This window comes from Bradyrhizobium sp. USDA 326, from assembly GCF_049739485.1.
Classification (GTDB): domain Bacteria; phylum Pseudomonadota; class Alphaproteobacteria; order Rhizobiales; family Xanthobacteraceae; genus Bradyrhizobium.
Genome location: NZ_JBMGQA010000001.1, coordinates 5,855,211 through 5,870,839, shown reverse-complemented (window position 1 = coordinate 5,870,839; position 15,629 = coordinate 5,855,211). Strand labels below are relative to the sequence as shown.

18 protein-coding genes are annotated in these 15,629 nt (G+C 64.2%); 4 read left to right on the top strand and 14 right to left on the bottom strand.

The features are described from left to right. Positions 1-17: 17 nt before the first annotated feature. Both ABIG06_RS27475 and ABIG06_RS27470 read right to left on the bottom strand, forming a co-directional pair. Positions 18-902 carry an amidohydrolase family protein gene (locus ABIG06_RS27475; RefSeq protein ID WP_370139327.1) on the bottom strand — a complete coding sequence of 295 codons (885 nt, stop codon included), beginning with the start codon at positions 900-902 and terminating at the stop codon, positions 18-20. A gap of 31 nt (positions 903-933) precedes the next feature. After that, positions 934-1,644, bottom strand: coding sequence for a TetR/AcrR family transcriptional regulator (locus ABIG06_RS27470; protein WP_124158695.1), 711 nt, complete (start codon positions 1,642-1,644; stop codon positions 934-936). Positions 1,645-1,768: 124 nt separating this feature from the next. Between ABIG06_RS27470 and ABIG06_RS27465 the strand changes: the two genes are divergently transcribed. Both ABIG06_RS27465 and ABIG06_RS27460 read left to right on the top strand, forming a co-directional pair. After that, positions 1,769-2,746, top strand: coding sequence for a tripartite tricarboxylate transporter substrate binding protein (locus ABIG06_RS27465; RefSeq protein ID WP_370139326.1), 978 nt, complete (start codon positions 1,769-1,771; stop codon positions 2,744-2,746). Positions 2,747-3,055: 309 nt separating this feature from the next. Then, a complete protein-coding gene (locus tag ABIG06_RS27460; protein ID WP_370139325.1) occupies positions 3,056-3,979 on the top strand; it encodes a PepSY domain-containing protein in 924 nt (307 codons plus the stop codon). 8 nt (positions 3,980-3,987) lie between these two features. Here ABIG06_RS27460 and ABIG06_RS27455 read toward each other — a convergent pair whose 3' ends face one another. Further along, positions 3,988-5,130, bottom strand: a complete 1,143-nt coding sequence (locus ABIG06_RS27455) for a mechanosensitive ion channel family protein (protein WP_370140917.1) — start codon at positions 5,128-5,130, stop codon at positions 3,988-3,990. A gap of 128 nt (positions 5,131-5,258) precedes the next feature. Between ABIG06_RS27455 and ABIG06_RS27450 the strand changes: the two genes are divergently transcribed. Further along, complete coding sequence (locus ABIG06_RS27450; protein ID WP_370139324.1) at positions 5,259-6,509, top strand: DUF763 domain-containing protein; 1,251 nt, start codon at positions 5,259-5,261, stop codon at positions 6,507-6,509. Positions 6,510-6,545: 36 nt separating this feature from the next. On the opposite strand, the gene ABIG06_RS27445 is transcribed toward ABIG06_RS27450, so the two are convergent. The 7 genes from ABIG06_RS27445 to ABIG06_RS27415 form a co-directional block, all read right to left on the bottom strand. Beyond that, positions 6,546-6,788 carry a hypothetical protein gene (locus ABIG06_RS27445; protein WP_370139323.1) on the bottom strand — a complete coding sequence of 81 codons (243 nt, stop codon included), beginning with the start codon at positions 6,786-6,788 and terminating at the stop codon, positions 6,546-6,548. A 33-nt stretch (positions 6,789-6,821) separates the two neighbouring features. Next, positions 6,822-7,085, bottom strand: a complete 264-nt coding sequence (locus tag ABIG06_RS27440) for a hypothetical protein (RefSeq protein WP_124158691.1) — start codon at positions 7,083-7,085, stop codon at positions 6,822-6,824. A 15-nt stretch (positions 7,086-7,100) separates the two neighbouring features. After that, positions 7,101-7,301 (bottom strand): hypothetical protein, encoded by a 201-nt coding sequence (locus ABIG06_RS27435; protein WP_370139322.1) that lies wholly within the window; start codon positions 7,299-7,301, stop codon positions 7,101-7,103. 14 nt (positions 7,302-7,315) lie between these two features. Then, positions 7,316-7,501 (bottom strand): hypothetical protein, encoded by a 186-nt coding sequence (locus tag ABIG06_RS27430; RefSeq protein WP_370140916.1) that lies wholly within the window; start codon positions 7,499-7,501, stop codon positions 7,316-7,318. Positions 7,502-7,643: 142 nt separating this feature from the next. Next, positions 7,644-8,915, bottom strand: a complete 1,272-nt coding sequence (locus ABIG06_RS27425; protein WP_370139321.1) for a cytochrome P450 — start codon at positions 8,913-8,915, stop codon at positions 7,644-7,646. A 102-nt stretch (positions 8,916-9,017) separates the two neighbouring features. Further along, positions 9,018-9,338 carry a hypothetical protein gene (locus ABIG06_RS27420; RefSeq protein ID WP_124158689.1) on the bottom strand — a complete coding sequence of 107 codons (321 nt, stop codon included), beginning with the start codon at positions 9,336-9,338 and terminating at the stop codon, positions 9,018-9,020. 106 nt (positions 9,339-9,444) lie between these two features. Next, on the bottom strand, positions 9,445-10,218 hold the full coding sequence (locus ABIG06_RS27415; RefSeq protein WP_370139320.1) for a ferredoxin--NADP reductase: 774 nt from the start codon (positions 10,216-10,218) through the stop codon (positions 9,445-9,447). A gap of 157 nt (positions 10,219-10,375) precedes the next feature. On the opposite strand from ABIG06_RS27415, the gene ABIG06_RS27410 reads away from it, so the two are divergent. Then, a complete protein-coding gene (locus ABIG06_RS27410) occupies positions 10,376-11,572 on the top strand; it encodes an amidohydrolase family protein (RefSeq protein ID WP_061877676.1) in 1,197 nt (398 codons plus the stop codon). 63 nt (positions 11,573-11,635) lie between these two features. On the opposite strand, the gene ABIG06_RS27405 is transcribed toward ABIG06_RS27410, so the two are convergent. The 4 genes from ABIG06_RS27405 to ABIG06_RS27390 are packed head-to-tail and all read right to left on the bottom strand — an operon-like array spanning position 11,636 to position 15,506. Beyond that, entirely contained in the window at positions 11,636-12,103 is a 468-nt protein-coding gene (locus tag ABIG06_RS27405) for a MarR family winged helix-turn-helix transcriptional regulator (protein WP_124158687.1), read from the bottom strand. 24 nt (positions 12,104-12,127) lie between these two features. Next, complete coding sequence (locus ABIG06_RS27400; RefSeq protein ID WP_124158686.1) at positions 12,128-12,832, bottom strand: ABC transporter ATP-binding protein; 705 nt, start codon at positions 12,830-12,832, stop codon at positions 12,128-12,130. Continuing rightward, entirely contained in the window at positions 12,829-13,620 is a 792-nt protein-coding gene (locus ABIG06_RS27395) for an ABC transporter ATP-binding protein (protein ID WP_124158685.1), read from the bottom strand. Before ABIG06_RS27395 ends, ABIG06_RS27400 begins: the two co-directional genes overlap by 4 nt. Further along, entirely contained in the window at positions 13,617-15,506 is a 1,890-nt protein-coding gene (locus ABIG06_RS27390) for an ABC transporter permease (protein ID WP_370139319.1), read from the bottom strand. Before ABIG06_RS27390 ends, ABIG06_RS27395 begins: the two co-directional genes overlap by 4 nt. Positions 15,507-15,629: the final 123 nt, after the last annotated feature.

Sequence of the window (15,629 nt, the reverse complement as noted above, 5' to 3'; positions counted from 1 at the left end):
CGATCGCGAGAACGCCGTCACGCCTCGAACCCGAACAAGCGCGCCGGATTCTGGACAAGGATCTTCTCCTGAAATTCCGGCTCCGGCGCAAACAGCGGGATCAGATCGACGAGATCGCCGTCATTCGGCATCACCTTGACGTTCGGATGCGGCCAGTCGGTGCCCCAGATGACGCGGTCTGGCGCGGTCTCGGCGATCTTTCGCGCGAACGGCACCGCATCCGTGAACGGCGGACCGGCCGAGGAGACCCGTTCCGAGCCGCAGATCTTGACCCAGCACTTCTCGTCGCGCTGCATCAGCTCGATCAAAATCCTGAACGGCAATTGATCGAGCCCGTCAGCAGCCTTCACCCGGCCCATGTGATCGATGGTGTAGCTCAGCGGCAGCTTTGTCAGCATGTCGGCATATTCCGGCAGGTCGATCGCATCGAAGTGCAGATCGATGTGCCAGCCGAGCGGCGTGACCATCGCCACGATGCGGTCGAAGACGCGCTTGTCGGGAACACCGCCGAGATGGCGCACGAAGTTGAAGCGGCAGCCCCGAAAGCCGCCATCGTGCAGCACGCGAAGTCCACGTTCGGTGATAGTATCGTCGATATTGGCGACGGCACGGTAGGCGCCGTTGCTCTGCGCGATGGCATCCAGCGCGACAGTGTTGTCGGTGCCGTGCACGCTGGCATTGACGATGACGGCGCGCTCGACGCCGAGCTTAGCGTGCAGGATGCGGAAATCCTCCAGCGGCGCGTCGGGCGGCGTGTAGGAACGATCCGGCGCGTAAGGATATTTCGCAGCAGGCCCGAAGATGTGGCAATGCGCGTCGCAGGACAGCTTCGGCAGCTTGAACTTCGGCGTGCGCGTATTCGGATCGGGCGGCGGAATGGTCGGCGTGTACATCATCGTCATCAGGTGAACCGCCGAAGCGAAACCGCTTGTTTCAAGTCTTGCTGCTGGCGACCGGCCGCCGCCGCGCCGGCGCGACCTGGTCCAACGCCGGCGCCTGCAATGCGGCGACAGTCGCCTGCACCAATTGCTCGATGGCGCCTGCGGCATCGCTGCCGTCGGCCTCGCCGCGCGACAGGCGCGAAACGCGTTCCGGCGTCACCAGCGAATAATAGAGTGCACCCAGCAAGAAATGGCTGCGCCAGACGATATCGGTACGCGGAATATGCGGCAGGCTCTCGTGGATCGCGTCGATGAAGGCGTGGCTGGTGTCGTCGAAGGTCTGTGCGATGATCTTTCGCGCGACCTCGTTGCCTTCCGCCGACATCACCGCGCGCAGCCGCGTGAAGCGCGCGCCCCCGCCGGCAAGGTCGCTGCCCGAAGTGAAGGCCGGCACCACATAGGCGCGCACGATCGCCTCCAGCCGGTCCTGGAGATCGCGCACGCGCCTGGCAGCGGCAAGCAGTTCGGAACGGCGCAGGTTCATCGGCCCGCAATGTCGCCGGTAGATCTCCAGCAGCAGACCGTCCTTGGTCTTGAAATGATATGTCACGCTGCCCGGATTGGCCCCGGCGGCATGCGCGATATCTCGCACCGACACGGCATTGAAGCCGTTGGTGGCGAACAGCTCCTCGGCCGCGGCGAGGATCGCCTCGCGCATGTTCGGCTTGCGTGCCGTTTCCTTGCTGGTGGGCTTGCGTATCATGTGATTTGTACTATCGTACAAAAGATCAGGTCTCGTCAACAAAAACCATGGATCATGGATAGAGTCGAGCCGGCTTGGAGACCGCCGGCAGGCGCGTGAATGCCCTTAAGGAGTGCTGGGAAATATGTTGGGTTTGAACAAGAAGATCGGCGGTTTGATGCTGGGTGTCGGCCTGCTGCTGACGGGGAGCGCGGCGCGGGCGGAAAATTATCCGAGCAAGCCGGTCCACATCCTGGTGCCCTATGCAGCGGGTGGAGCAGTCGACGTGCTCGCGCGCACGCTGGGCCAGGCGCTGGCCAAGACCTGGGGGCAGCAGCCCGTGATCGACAACCGTCCTGGCGCGGGCGGCATCGTCGCCTCGCAGACGCTGACAAAATCCGCACCCGACGGTTACACTCTGATCCTGGTCGCGAGCGGCCATCCGCTCAACCAGTTCATCTATTCGAGCGTGCCCTACGACACGTTCAAGGATTTCACCGCAATCACCGAGGTCGCCTCGTCCCCGCTCGCGATCGTGGTGGCCAAGGACAGCCCTTACAAGACACTCGGCGATCTCCTCACCGCCGCCAGGAAGGAGCCGGACAAGCTCTCCTACGGCATGTCCGGCAACGGCACCTCGGCGCATCTTGCGGGCGAGCTGCTGAAATATATGTCCGGCACCAAGATCGTCGCGATCCCCTACAAGGGCGGCGCACCGGCGTTGACGGCCGTGATCGCCGGCGAGATTCCTCTCAGCATCAATCCGCTTGCCGAAGCGATCGGCCAGCTCGAAGGCGGCCCGGTCCGCGCGCTGGCGGTAACCTCCGCCGAACGCTCGAAGGCGCTGCCGGATGTGCCGACCATCGCCGAGGCCGGCGTGCCCGGCTACGACGTCTCGGTCTGGTGGGGCGTTCTTGGGCCGGCAAAAATGCCGCCGGAGATCGTGTCCAGGCTCGAAACCGATCTGAAGGCCGCGCTGCAGGATGCCGGCGTGCTGTCGACGCTCAGCAAGATCGGCGCAGCGCCGGTCGGCTCCTCCGCCAAGGACTTCGATGTCTATATGCATGCCGAGGCGGCCAAATGGGAGCCGGTGCTGAAGGCCGCCAACATCCGCGCGCAGTGAGGCTCTGCCACCCATCCAGATGCATCGCGCGCACCGCCCTGCTTGCATCTTAAGTCATTGCTTCGCCTGCTGCGCCCCCTCGCGCTGACGGCGAAGCAAAGCTTCTGGCAGCGGACAGCAGGCCGGCTTGACCGAGGCAGAACGCGAATGGGTCGCATTCGCTCGATGCTCCACCAGTAGCTGGAGATGTCAGATGACATCCGGCTGGCGTGCGTGCGGTTGCTGTAAATCAACGCAACAACATGGATAAAGCGTCATTTGTCTTCGCCGTGCTGCACGAGCACGATCGCAGGATGAAGGAGATGACGAATGAGCAAGCCCGCAATGCTGACTCTGCATCGCTGGATCACCCTGGTTTTCACGCTGCCCCTGCTCGTCATCATGGTCACAGGCTTGATCCTGTCGTTCGAGCCCTTGGCGCAAGTCAGTCGCACCGGCGGTCCGGAGATCGAATCTTCTCGCGTCATCGGACTGATGAAGCGGTACGATCCTGATAACAAGGCGCGCGGCCTCTCGTTCGATGCATCGCGTCAGCAGATGACGCTGCAAGGCGCAGGCGTGCCGGTGATCGACCTCGTGACCGGCGAAGCTGCTGTCAGCGGCTCCGCCGTCTCCGATATCTTCCTTTGGGCGCGCGTCACGCACGAGCGGTTGCTCGGCCGGGCCTGGCTGGTGACGACGTCGACCGTTGCCCTGGTCGTCATCATGCTGCTGGGCCTTCTCATGGGACTGCCGCGGCTGCGCAACACGCTTTCCGGATGGCACAAGGGCATCGCATGGTTCGCGCTGCCGCTGATCCTGCTCAGTCCCTTGACGGGCCTGTGCATGGCCTTTGGGTTGACACTGCAGGGCGGAGCCGCTCCGGCGGACGGCGGACGTCCCATTGCCCTGGCGGAGGCGGTTCGCATGGTCGCAGACCAGCACGACCTCTCGCATGTGATCTCGATCGGTACGCGCGGCGGTCGCGTGATGGCGCGACTCAACGAGGGCGGAGAACTGCGCGCTTACGCGGTCAATTCGAGCGGGGTCGCGCCGTTGCCGCGCAACTGGCCGCGGCTGATCCATGAGGGAAACTGGTCGGCCCTGATCGCTTCGCCTCTCAACGTCATCACATCGATCGCCCTTCTGACGCTGCTGTCGACGGGGCTCCTGATCTGGGCCCGGCGGAAGCTGCGCAAGCCGCGCCGGCGCGCGGATCGGCAGGCCGACGCCGCCGTGGTCGGCGCCGGCTGATCGCGGAGTCAATTGCGCGCGCTCGCCCGCGTCCGCTCCGGCGGCGTGACGCATCGAACGAGATCGGCATCATCGTCGCCCGACGGGATCAGGACCGCGCGTTCGCGCGGCAGCGCTTCCGGCATCTCGTCGCGAATGAAGGCCACGAGCTTCTCCCTGATTTCGCAGCGCAGGTCCCAGGACTGCGGTGCATTCCTGGCGCTGACCAGCGCCCGAAGCTCGATGGTGCGCGCATCGGCATCGATCACCTGCAGATTGACCACCTCGCCGTCCCACAGCTGTGACTGCTTCACCGCCTGCTCCAGCCAGCTCCTGATGCGTGGAACGTCGGCACGATAGTCGACATGGAGCGCGATCACGCCGATGAGGGATGCGGTATCGCGCGTCCAGTTCTGGAACGGCTTCTCGATGAAATAGGACAGCGGCACCACCATGCGGCGCCAGTCCCACAGCCGGATCACGACATAGGTCGAAGCGATGTCCTCGACCCAGCCCCATTCGTTCTCGATGATCACGGCGTCCTCGATCCGGATCGGCTGGGTGATCGCGATCTGCAAGCCCGCGATCAGGTTGCTCAGCAGCGGCCGGGCGGCAAGTCCGACGATGATACCGGCTGCGCCGGCGGAGGCGAACAGGCTGACGCCATACTGCCTCACCGAGTCGAACGTCATCAATGCTGTCGACACCGTGATGACGATAATGATCGTGTCGGTGACGCGCTTGAACACACGCACCTGCGTGACATGCTTGCGTGCGATGAAATTCTCGGTGACGTCGCGAAAGTTCTGGAGATAGCGCGCCGCACTCATGTCGACGATCCGGATCGAGATCCAGCCGATCAGCGCGATGAAGGCCACGACGAACAGCCGTATCAGCGGCGTGCGGATCGCGTCGTCCAGCGGCGCGACCGGCAGCACCAGTGCCACGGCAGCCAGACAAAGAGCGAGTTGGGCCGGTCCCGCGGTCCGATCGATGAACACGCTCAGAATGGGAAAACGGGTTCCGAATGCGCGGCCGAACAGCCATATGGCGACCCGATAGACCAGCAGCGCGAGCAGCATAGCGCCGGCAACAAGGCTAAGGCCAATGAACCATGAAGGTATCCAGCCGAACATCCTGTCGATGTCGGCCATGAGGGTCTGCCAATTCACTGTCGTCCCCGTCATTGCATGCGCACCAGGGCGCTCAACGCCTTCCGGCCGGCTTGGCTCCCCCGTTCAGGGCAAAGCAGCAATCCGCTGATGCAAGCGTCCCCGAATTGCGCTAGCTTCAGCAGCCCATGACTCGACGAACTGGCAGCGCCGATCTCCCTCTTCACACCGGACGGGTTCCGCCGTGGCTGGCGAGTCGCATGTCCTCGCTGGGCGCGATCGTCACTCAAGCGATCGTGCATCATTACGGCCGCGATGCGTTCCTCCAACGGCTGTCGCATCCGTTCTGGTTCCAGTCGTTTGGCGCCGTGATGGGGATGGACTGGCACTCCTCCGGCATCACCACCTCGGTGATCGGCGCACTGAAGCGCGGGCTCGGACCGCTTCAGGACGAGCTCGGAATTTATGTCTGTGGCGGCCGAGGTCAGCATTCGCGCAAGACGCCGGACGAGTTGTTGCAGCTCGCCGACCGCGTCGGCTTCGACGGCGCGAAGCTGACGCGCGCCAGCCGTCTGGTGGCCAAGGTCGACAGCGCCGCGGTCCAGGACGGTTTCGACCTTTACCTGCACGGCTTCTTCGTGACGGCCGACGCCAAATGGACGGTGGTGCAGCAGGGCATGAACGGCGACAAGCGGCAGGCGCGGCGCTATCACTGGCATTCCGAGGCGCTGAAGAGCTTTGTCGATGCACCGCACAGCGCAATCGACGGGCCGCAACAGGGAGAGATCGTCAATCTCACCGATCATCGCGCCGACATCTCTCGAACGGCGCAGCTCGAAATGCTCTCCGGTCTCGGCCCGGATCGCATCGTCTCCGAATTCGAACGGCTCATCGGCACCGGGGCCACGCCGGCACAGGGCACGCTGCCGCATCTGATCATGCCTGCCCATCACGACGTCCGTCCCAAGGACGTGTTCGCGCGCCGCCTGCACGGCACGCTGGCCGCGGCGGCCGAGCGGGGCCCGGTCGATTTCCCGGAGCTGCTGCTCACGCCGGGCGTCGGCGCGCGTACCGTGCGCTCACTCGCGATGGTCGCTGAGGTCGTGCACGGCGCCCCCTATCGCTTCAGGGATCCCGCGCGTTTCTCGCTCGCCCATGGCGGCAAGGACCGGCATCCCTATCCCGTTCCGATCAAGGTCTATGACGAGACCATCCGGGTGCTGAAGGGCGCGATCCAGAACGCCAAGCTCGGACGCGAGGAAGAGATGCATGCGATCAAGCGTCTTGACGAACAAGCGCGGCGGCTGGAGCGGACCGGGCGCGGCCCCTCGGTTGAGGCTTTCATCGCCAGTGAACGTGCGGCCTCACCGGATCTCGATGGCCGTTCGGTGTTCGGCTGGGAGCGTGACCTTGCGCCCACAAAAAAGCGGACCGGCTGAACACCGGTCCGCAAGTTGGCGGGAGGAACGCTCCATTCAGGTCTCGTCGGCCTCCGGCTTCTCATCGAGCCGGTTTGCTGCGTGGTCCTGATATTGTTCGGTCTGGATGGACTTGCCGTCCATGCCACGAATGTCCGAATGCTGTTTCTTGTCGCGGTTGGCCAGGACCATGTTGTCGCCGATCATCTCCTTCGGCACGTCGGTCAATGCGCCGGTGCCGTCGCCTTTGCCATGCATGCCCGATCTGAAGTGCGTCTTGCTGCCGTGCCCACCTGGCATCCGTCTCTCCTCTTGCAGTGGTCTTCCGATGGATTAGTGCTTCTGTTGCGCCGTCGTCGGTTTGGGCGGCTTGTGGCCGCTCTGGCCGGGATCGTTGTGCTTGTTGTGATCGCTTTCCTGGTTGAGACCGCCGCGGCTCACCGGAAACTCGCTGTGACGCGCTTCCGGCCGCGAACGATGAACGGCGGTATCCTGGACGTTGCGGCCAGACGCCTGATCGAGCTCCCTCGCATCGGGAACATCAGGCTTGCGTTCGAGAATGCGCACCTGCTGCTCGTGAGTCTTCTTGCCTTGCATGCTGATCTCCAATCGTCACCTGCCTCCGCCCTTTCCGGCCTCGTCGTGCCTGTGATGGGAATCGTGCTCGCCACCGCCGCCGGACACCCGGCTGTGGCTGCGCTGCGGATGGTCCGCCGGTGGCTTCTTGACCTCTAATGGTGCCTTCGCGTTCTCATGCGAGGCGCCGGGTCCGCCCTGACGAATGCTGTTCGGTGTCTTCGTGGATGTCGACATGAATGTCGTCCTCCTCAGCGATCTTGCTGATAGCCTTGATTGGTCGTGTTCTGCTTGATGTTGCCCTGCTGTCCCTGCTGATCCGGACTCTGTACACGCTCCTGACCGTGCGGCATCTGATCGGCGGACATCTGCTTGCGATCGCCGGTTCCCTTGCGGCTCTGATTGTCCGGTGGAACAGGTGGCATCTTGCTGGCCATGATCTTGTCTCCCGTTAAGACGTCGATCTGCGACATGCGCTCAAAGGAACTTCCCTCCGCGTCATGTCCGGATGACAACAGCACGAACGGCACACCGTTCCTGGCCGATCACACCAGGCGAAGATCTTCCGAAAGAGCGTTGTCAGTTCGCCGTGGTGAGGGAACGATCGTCCCTCGTTCCCGTGCGTGCAGTCGTCTCTGTTCCGCGGCCCTCTGCCGTGACGGGAAGCTTCGCGATCGCGCGCAAGCCCGGCCGCTTGCGCCAGCGGATCTCAGTGGCATCGACGGCCAGACTCAATTTCGGCCAACGCACGAACAGCGCCTCCAGCGCGCAGGCCGCCTCGATGCGCGCGAGTTGATGGCCAAGGCAGAAATGGATTCCCGTGCCGAACGAGATATGGCGGTTCGGCTTGCGTTCGAGATCGAGGCGCTCGGGACGATCATGCACCGCCGGATCCATGTTTGCGGCGGCAAGCATCACCATGACGCGGTCGCCCTTCTTCAGGCGCACGCCTTCGACATCGACGTCGCGGCGCACATAGCGGGGTTTGGAGAATTGCACCGGCGACACGGACCGCAGGAACTCCTCCACCGCAAGCCCGACACGGCTCCAGTCCTGTTCCAGCCAGTCGCGCAAGTCGGGATTTCTGAGAAGCTCATACGCGGAACCGCTGACGAGATGAGTGGTCGTCTCCGAACCCGCGGCGAGCAGCAGGAATACCATCGAAACCATTTCGTCCGGCGTGATCTGACCGCCCTCGCGCTCGACCTGGACCAGTTCGGCGATCAGGCCCTCGCCTCCATGCGCGCGTGCAAGCTGCAACTGCTGTTCGAGGTAGACTCGCATCTTGCGGAACGCGAACAGCAAGCGGAAGAAGCTGACGACATTCGTCAGCGAGGACATCTCGTTGGCCCAGGCGATGAATTTCGGACGATCGGCCGGCGGCAGGCCCAGGAGCTCCGAGATCACCGCGAGCGGCAGGATGCGCGCGTAGCGCTGGACGAGATCGGCCGGGCTTCCCGCTGCGAACAGTTCGTCGGCAAGCGTGTCGGCGATGGCACGGATGCGTGGCTCCATTGCAACGATCGCGCGGCGGCGAAAGGCCTCGTCCACGATGCTGCGCAGCCGCGTGTGATCCGGCTCGTCCATCGTCAGCATGTTGTTGGCAATGGTCCTGACGTATCTCGGCATCCACCAGCGCAGGCCCGCGACGTCGCCGTCCTCCTTGCGCAGCGTGAAGGTCGTGCCATCCTTCAGCACCTGTGCTGTCGCATCATGGGTCGTGGTGATCCAGACATCGCCGATGATGGGGAATCGCGTCGCAACCACAGGGCCGGACATGCGCAAGGTCGCGATCGCTTTGGGCGGATCGCGAAAGAAGGCCTCGCTGGTGAAATCGAGGCGTGCTGTCATGGGATCACCGGGGCGATTGGTAGCGTATCACCGAGATGGTGCATGGCGCCGCCGCCGCAAGGAGGCGCCTTTTCATCGACCGCAGACGTGGAAGAGATGCGCCTACCCGCCCCCGGGCGAACGCTGGCCAGTCTTGCGCTGCTGGGTGTAGGCGTCCCAATGGCTCCAGCTGCCATTACTGAGGCTCTGCAGGTCGGTTGCGAGCGGACGGCGTGTGCGCTTGTCGTGATCGGCAATCGCGCGCTCTGATTGCGCGATCTTCCGCTTGAGTTCCGCGACCGCCTTCTGGGTTTGGCCATTCCGCTTCGATGAGGCGATCTCGCCCATCGTGAAGCGTGCGGTCTCCAGCGCCTTCAACTCAGCGCGATTCTTCTTCAACTGAACCCGGTGCCAGGCGATGTTGCTGTCGCTGTCCGCAACCATGTGGGAACTCCGCTGATTCGTTCCTACAGTGTATCAAGCGCCGAATCGGCGCCGCAACGGGCCGCGCGCGGCGAAAATGCGGTCTTATTGCGAGAAAATCTCGTAATCAGCGCTCGGCAAAGGCCTTTTCGACCACAAACTGGGCCGGCTCGCCGTGATTGCCCTCGACCAAGCCGCGCTCGCCCAGGAGCACGCGGGTGTCCGCGACCAGCGCCGGGCTGCCGCAGATCATGACACGATCCCGGACTGCTTCCAGCACCGGCAGGCCGGTATCGGCGAACAGCTTGCCTGAGGTGATGAGGTCGGTGATACGGCCGCGGTTGCGGAAAGGATCGCGGGTCACGGTCGGATAGTAAATCAGCTGATTGCGGATGTACTCGCCGAGCAGCTCGTCCTTCGGCAGATGCTCGGTGATCATCTCGCCATAGGCGAGCTCCTTCACGTGGCGGCAGCCGTGCAGCAGCACGACCTTCTCGAACCGCTCATAGGTCTCGGGATCCTTGATCACGCTCAGGAAAGGCGCGAGGCCCGTGCCGGTGCCGATGAGGTAGAGGTTGCGCCCCTCCTCCAGATTGTCGATCACCAGCGTGCCGGTCGCCTTGCGGCTGACGATGATCTCGTCGCCTTCCTTCAGATGCTGAAGCCGCGAGGTCAGCGGGCCGTCCGGCACCTTGATCGAGAAGAACTCAAGCGTGTCCTCGTAATTGGCGCTGGCGACGCTGTAGGCCCGCAGCAGCGGCTTCTCGCCGACCTTGAGCCCGATCATGGTGAATTCGCCGTTGCGGAAACGGAAGGTCGGGCTGCGGGTGGTCTTGAAGGAGAACAGCGTGTCGGTCCAGTGGTGGACGCTCAAAACGCTTTCCTGATTGAAATTGCTCATCTCACCCTTCCGTAATCGCTTGCTTGCGGTCTCGAGGCGGTCAGCTATGCGTCGTTAGTACACGATCATTTGTATACTAATGAATAATCCGGCTTGATCCCGGGGTCAAGGCTGCCCAAGATCGGAAGCGTTGCAGTTAGGAATAAGGAGCCCTTCCATGGCGCATGACGCACCCCAGGCCACCGGACCCTCGAAGCTTGTGATCCGAAATATCGGCCTGATCCTGTCCGGCGCCTTGGAAAAGCCGATCCTGGACGGCGACACCATCGTCGCCGAGAACGGCAAGATCACCGCCATCGGCCGCTACAAGGACGTCAATACGGAAGGCGCGACCACCATCGTCGATGCTCAGGGCACCACGGTGGCGCCGGGCCTGATCGACAGCCATGTCCACCCCGTCGCCGGCGACTGGACGCCGCGCCAGAACCAGATCAACTGGATCGACAGCTACCTCCATGGCGGCGTCACCACCATGATCTCCGCGGGCGAAGTGCACATGCCCGGCCGCCCCCGCGACGTGGTGGGCCTCAAAGCGATGGCCGTGTTCGCCCAGCGCGCGTTCTGGACCTTGCGTCCCGGCGGCGTGAAGGTTCACGCCGGCGCGCCGGTGATCGAATGCGAGATGGTCGAGGAAGATTTCAAGGAGATGGCTGCCAACGGCGTCAAGTTGCTCGGCGAAGTCGGCCTCGGCGGCGTCAAGGACGGCCCGACCGCGCGCAAGATGGTCGGCTGGGCCCGCAAATACGGCATCCAGAGCACCATCCACACCGGCGGCCCGTCGATCCCCGGCTCCGGCCTGATCGACAAGGACGTGGTGCTGGAAGCCGACACCGACGTCGTCGGCCACATCAATGGCGGTCACACCGCATTGCCCGATGACCAGATCCGCTGCATTTGCGAGGGCTGCAAGCGCGGCCTCGAGCTCGTGCACAACGGCAACGAGCGCTCGGCCTTGTTCACGCTGCGCACCGCGCGCGAGATGGGCGACCTGCACCGCGTCATCCTCGGCACCGACGCGCCTGCCGGCTCCGGCGTGCAGCCGCTCGGCATCTTGCGCATGGTCTCGATGCTGTCCTCGCTCGGCGACCTGCCGGCCGAGATCGCCTTCTGCCTTGCCACCGGCAATACCGCGCGGATGCGGCAGCTCGATTGCGGCCTGATCGAGGTCGGCCGCTCCGCCGACTTCGTCATCATGGACAAGGCGCAGCACTCGCCCGGCAAGAACATCCTGGAGAGCGTCCAGCTCGGCGACCTCCCAGGCATCGGCATGACCATCATCGACGGCATCGTGCGCACCCAGCGCAGCCGCAACACGCCGCCGGCCGGCAAGGTGCCGGAGGTGGTGGCGAAGTAAGCCGGCATGACAGTGCCGTAGGGTGGATGAGCCGAAGGCGTAACCCACCCTACGAGACCGCCTTTACCTCAGCTTATTGAGAAGCGCCATCAGCAGCTCGCGCTCCTTCGGCTCGAGCGGCGCCAGCGTCTCGCGCGTGATCGCCAGCGCATTGGGCGCCAGCTTCTCCGCAAGCTGCTGACCTGCGCGCGTCAGGCTGACCAGGAGCCGCCGCCCGTCATCGGGATCCTGGCTGGTCTCGGTCAGGCCGCGCGCGGTGAGACGATCGATCACGCCCTTGATGGTGGCGACGTCCATCGCCGTGAGCCGCCCGAGCTGGTTCTGCGAGCATGGCCCGGTCTCGGCCAGCTTCGACAATGCGGCCCATTGCGTCGGCGTCAGATTGGTGCCGATGTCGCGGGCGAAGATCGAGCTGTGGCGCTGCCAGACCTGGCGCAGGATGAAACCGACCTGCTCGTCGAGCACGTAAGGCGGCTTGTTGAGCGCCTTGGCCGGTTTGACACTCTTCTTCGCCGTCACACTTCTCGCCATCCGTTCGCAGCCCTTCCCATTGCCTCACAACGACAGATGCGCGTCGCGGATATCGGGACGCGCGTCGAGTTCGGCCATGGTGCCGCCGAAGCAGATGCGACCGCGCTCGATGATGTAGGCGCGATCCGAAATCAGCCGCGCGAAATGCAGATTCTGCTCGGAGACGACGATGCTGACGCCCTCCTTCTTCATGGTCAGGATGGCATCGACCATCTGCTCCACGATCTTCGGCGACAGGCCCTCCGAAGGCTCGTCGAGCAGCACGAGCGAAGGATTGCCCATCAGCGTGCGCGCGATGGTGAGCATCTGCTGCTCGCCGCCGCTCATGCGGCCGCCGGGACGGTTCTTCATCTCGCCCAGATTGGGAAACAGCGCGAACAGTTTTTCGCGCGTCCAGTGCGGCGCGTTCGGGCGCTTCGGCTGGCGGCCGACCTCGAGGTTTTCCTCGACGGTCAGGTCAGTGAAGATGCGGCGCTCCTCCGGAACGTAGCCGAGGCCATCGCGCACGATCTCGTGCGTCGGCTTCGCCGAGACATCCTTGCCCTCGAACATGATGCGGCCGGAGCGCTGGGCGACGAGGCCCACGATGGAGCGGAACGTGGTCGACTTGCCCGCGCCGTTGCGCCCCAGCAATGCCACCACCTCGCCCTCACCGACTTCGAAGCCGATGTCGAACAGGATATGGGCGGGACCGTAATGGCTGTTGAGGCCTTGCACCGTGAGCTTCATGCCGATGTTCCCTCCCGGTGGCGGGCATCGTAGACGAGGCCCTCGCCGAGATAGACCGCCTGCACCTGAGGATTGCCGCGCACCTCCGCCGGCGAACCTTCGGCGATCAACGTACCGCGATTGAGCACGATGATGCGGTCGGCATGCTCGAACACCACGTCCATGTCGTGCTCGGTGAAGAGCACGCCGATCGATTTCTCCCGCGCGATGCTCGCGGTCAGCCGCATCAGATCGACGCGCTCGCGCGGCGCCATGCCGGCAGTCGGCTCGTCCATCAACAGCAGCTTCGGCTGGTTGGCGAGCGCGACCGCAAGTTCGAGCCGCTTGAGGTCGCCGTAGGCAAGCTCGCCGCAGGGACGATCCGCGTAGCCGCCCATGCCGACCAGCTCGAGCAGGCGGCCGGCCTCGCCTCGATCGAACTTCGGCGCGGAGCCCCAGAGATTGTAGAGCTGCTTCTCATGCGAAATCAGCGCGACCTGGACGTTCTCACGCACGGTCATGGTTGCGAAGGTCGCGGTGATCTGGAACGTGCGCCCGACGCCGAGCCGCCAGACTTCACGTGGCTTCCTGCCCGTGATCTCTTCGCCGAGCAGGCGGACATGGCCGCTATCGGGCTTGTTCTGGCCGTTGAGCATGTCGAAACAGGTGCTCTTGCCGGCGCCGTTCGGGCCGATCAGCGCCAGGATCTCGCCCGCGCGCAGCGAGAACGAGACGCCGCGCACCGCATGGATGCCGCCATAGGATTTGGTCAGGCCTTCGACCGCGAGAAGTGGGGGTATGGCGCTCATTCGGCAGACTCGATCGGCTTGGCAAGCAAGGGAGAGCCCGGCGGCGAAGACTTTCGCCGGCGCTGCACCAGCATCTCGAGCATGCCGACGATGCCCTTGGGGAAGACGACGACGATCAGCATGATGAAGCCGCCGAGCACGAGCTTCGACAGATCGGTCTGGCTGACCAGCCAGATGTTCAGGGCCTTGTAGACGATGGCCCCGATCACTGCGCCCGACACGGTCTCGACACCGCCGAGCAGCACCATGACCAGCGCGTCGACCGAGAGCGAGATGCCGAGATTGTCGGGGAACACGCTACCCTTGAGATAGGCGAACAGCGCACCGCCGATGCCGGCGGTCGTGCCGGCGATCACGAACGCGGTCCACTGGATGCGCTTGGCATCGATGCCGATCGCCTCGCTGCGCAGCAGCGAGTCGCGCGTGGCGCGCAGCGCGTAGCCGAACGGCGAGAACACCATGGCGCGCAGTGCGATGGTCACCGACGCAGCGACACCGAGCGCCAGCCAGTAGAAATGCGACGGACTGGCCGCCCACTTTTCCGGCCAGATCCCCAGTATGCCGTTATCGCCGCCGGTCACGCTCACCCACTGGAATGCGATCGACCACACGATCTGCGCGAAAGCCAGCGTCAGCATCGCGAAATAGACGCCGGAGAGCTGCACCGCGAAGAAGCCGAACACGGCGGCGCCCATGCAGCCGAGCAGCGGGCCGAGCAACAGGCACACGATCATCGGCAGCCCCGCCATCTTGGCGAGAAATGCGACGCCGTAGGCGCCGAGGCCGAAATAGGCGGCATGGCCGAACGAGGCGAGCCCGCCGACCGACATCAGGAAGTGCAGGCTGACGGCGAAGATCACGAAGATCGCGATCTCCGAGCCGACGGTCAGCAGATAATTGCCCGCGAACAGCGGCAGCATCGCTGCGACGAGGAGCGCCGCAAGCGCCGCCAGCCGTTCGTTCGACGTCAGGGGGCGCCAGGGATTGACGGTGAGGCCAGGCGTCCTTCGCGCGGCCGCCTCCGGCTTGCCGAACAGGCCCCAGGGCCGCACGATCAGCACTACCGCCATCACCAGGAAGACGAGAATGATGGATATCTTCGGGAAGATCAGGATGCCGAAGGCATTGAGCTCGGAAACCAGCACGGCGGCGACGAAGGCGCCGACGATACTGCCGAGGCCGCCGATCACGACCACGACGAATACTTCGACGATGATGCGCAGATCCATGGCGTGATGCACGGCATCGCGTGGGATCTGAAGCGCGCCGCCGAGGGCCGCGAGGAAGACGCCGACCGCGAACACCGACGTGAACAGCCATTTTTGATTGACGCCGAGCGCGGCGACCATGTCGCGGTCCTGCGTCGCCGCGCGCACCAGCACGCCCCATCGCGTGCGCTGGAACAGAAGCCAGAGAATGCCGAGCACGACGGGTCCGAGCACGATCAGAAACAGATCATAACTCGGGATGTTCTGGCCGAAGAAATCGATGGCGCCCCTGAAGCCCGGCGCGCGGCGACCAACGAGATCGTCAGGCCCCCAGATCAGGACCACGAGGTCCTCGACCATCAAGGTCAGGCCGAAGGTCGCGAGCAGCTGGAATAGTTCGGGGGCATGATAGATGCGGCGGAGCAGCACCATCTCGACGATGACGCCGATGACGGCCACTGCGAGCGCCGCCAGCACGATGCCGCCCCAGAATCCGAACGCGCCGGACAGTCGCTCCGTCAGCGTGAAGGCGATGTAGGCGCCGATCATGTAGAAGGCGCCATGCGCGAAATTGACGATCCGGGTCACGCCGAAGATGATCGACAGGCCCGACGCCACCAGGAACAGCGACGCTGCGCTGGCGAGACCGGTCAGAAACTGTACGACATAAAAGGCCATCGGCGGTCCGGGTTGGTTAAGTCTGAGTTCTGGGCTTCATCCTTCGAGACGGCGCTCCGCGCCTCCTCAGGATGAGGTCCGGGACCCTCTTGGTGAGGAGCGCGGCAACGCCGCACGTCTCGA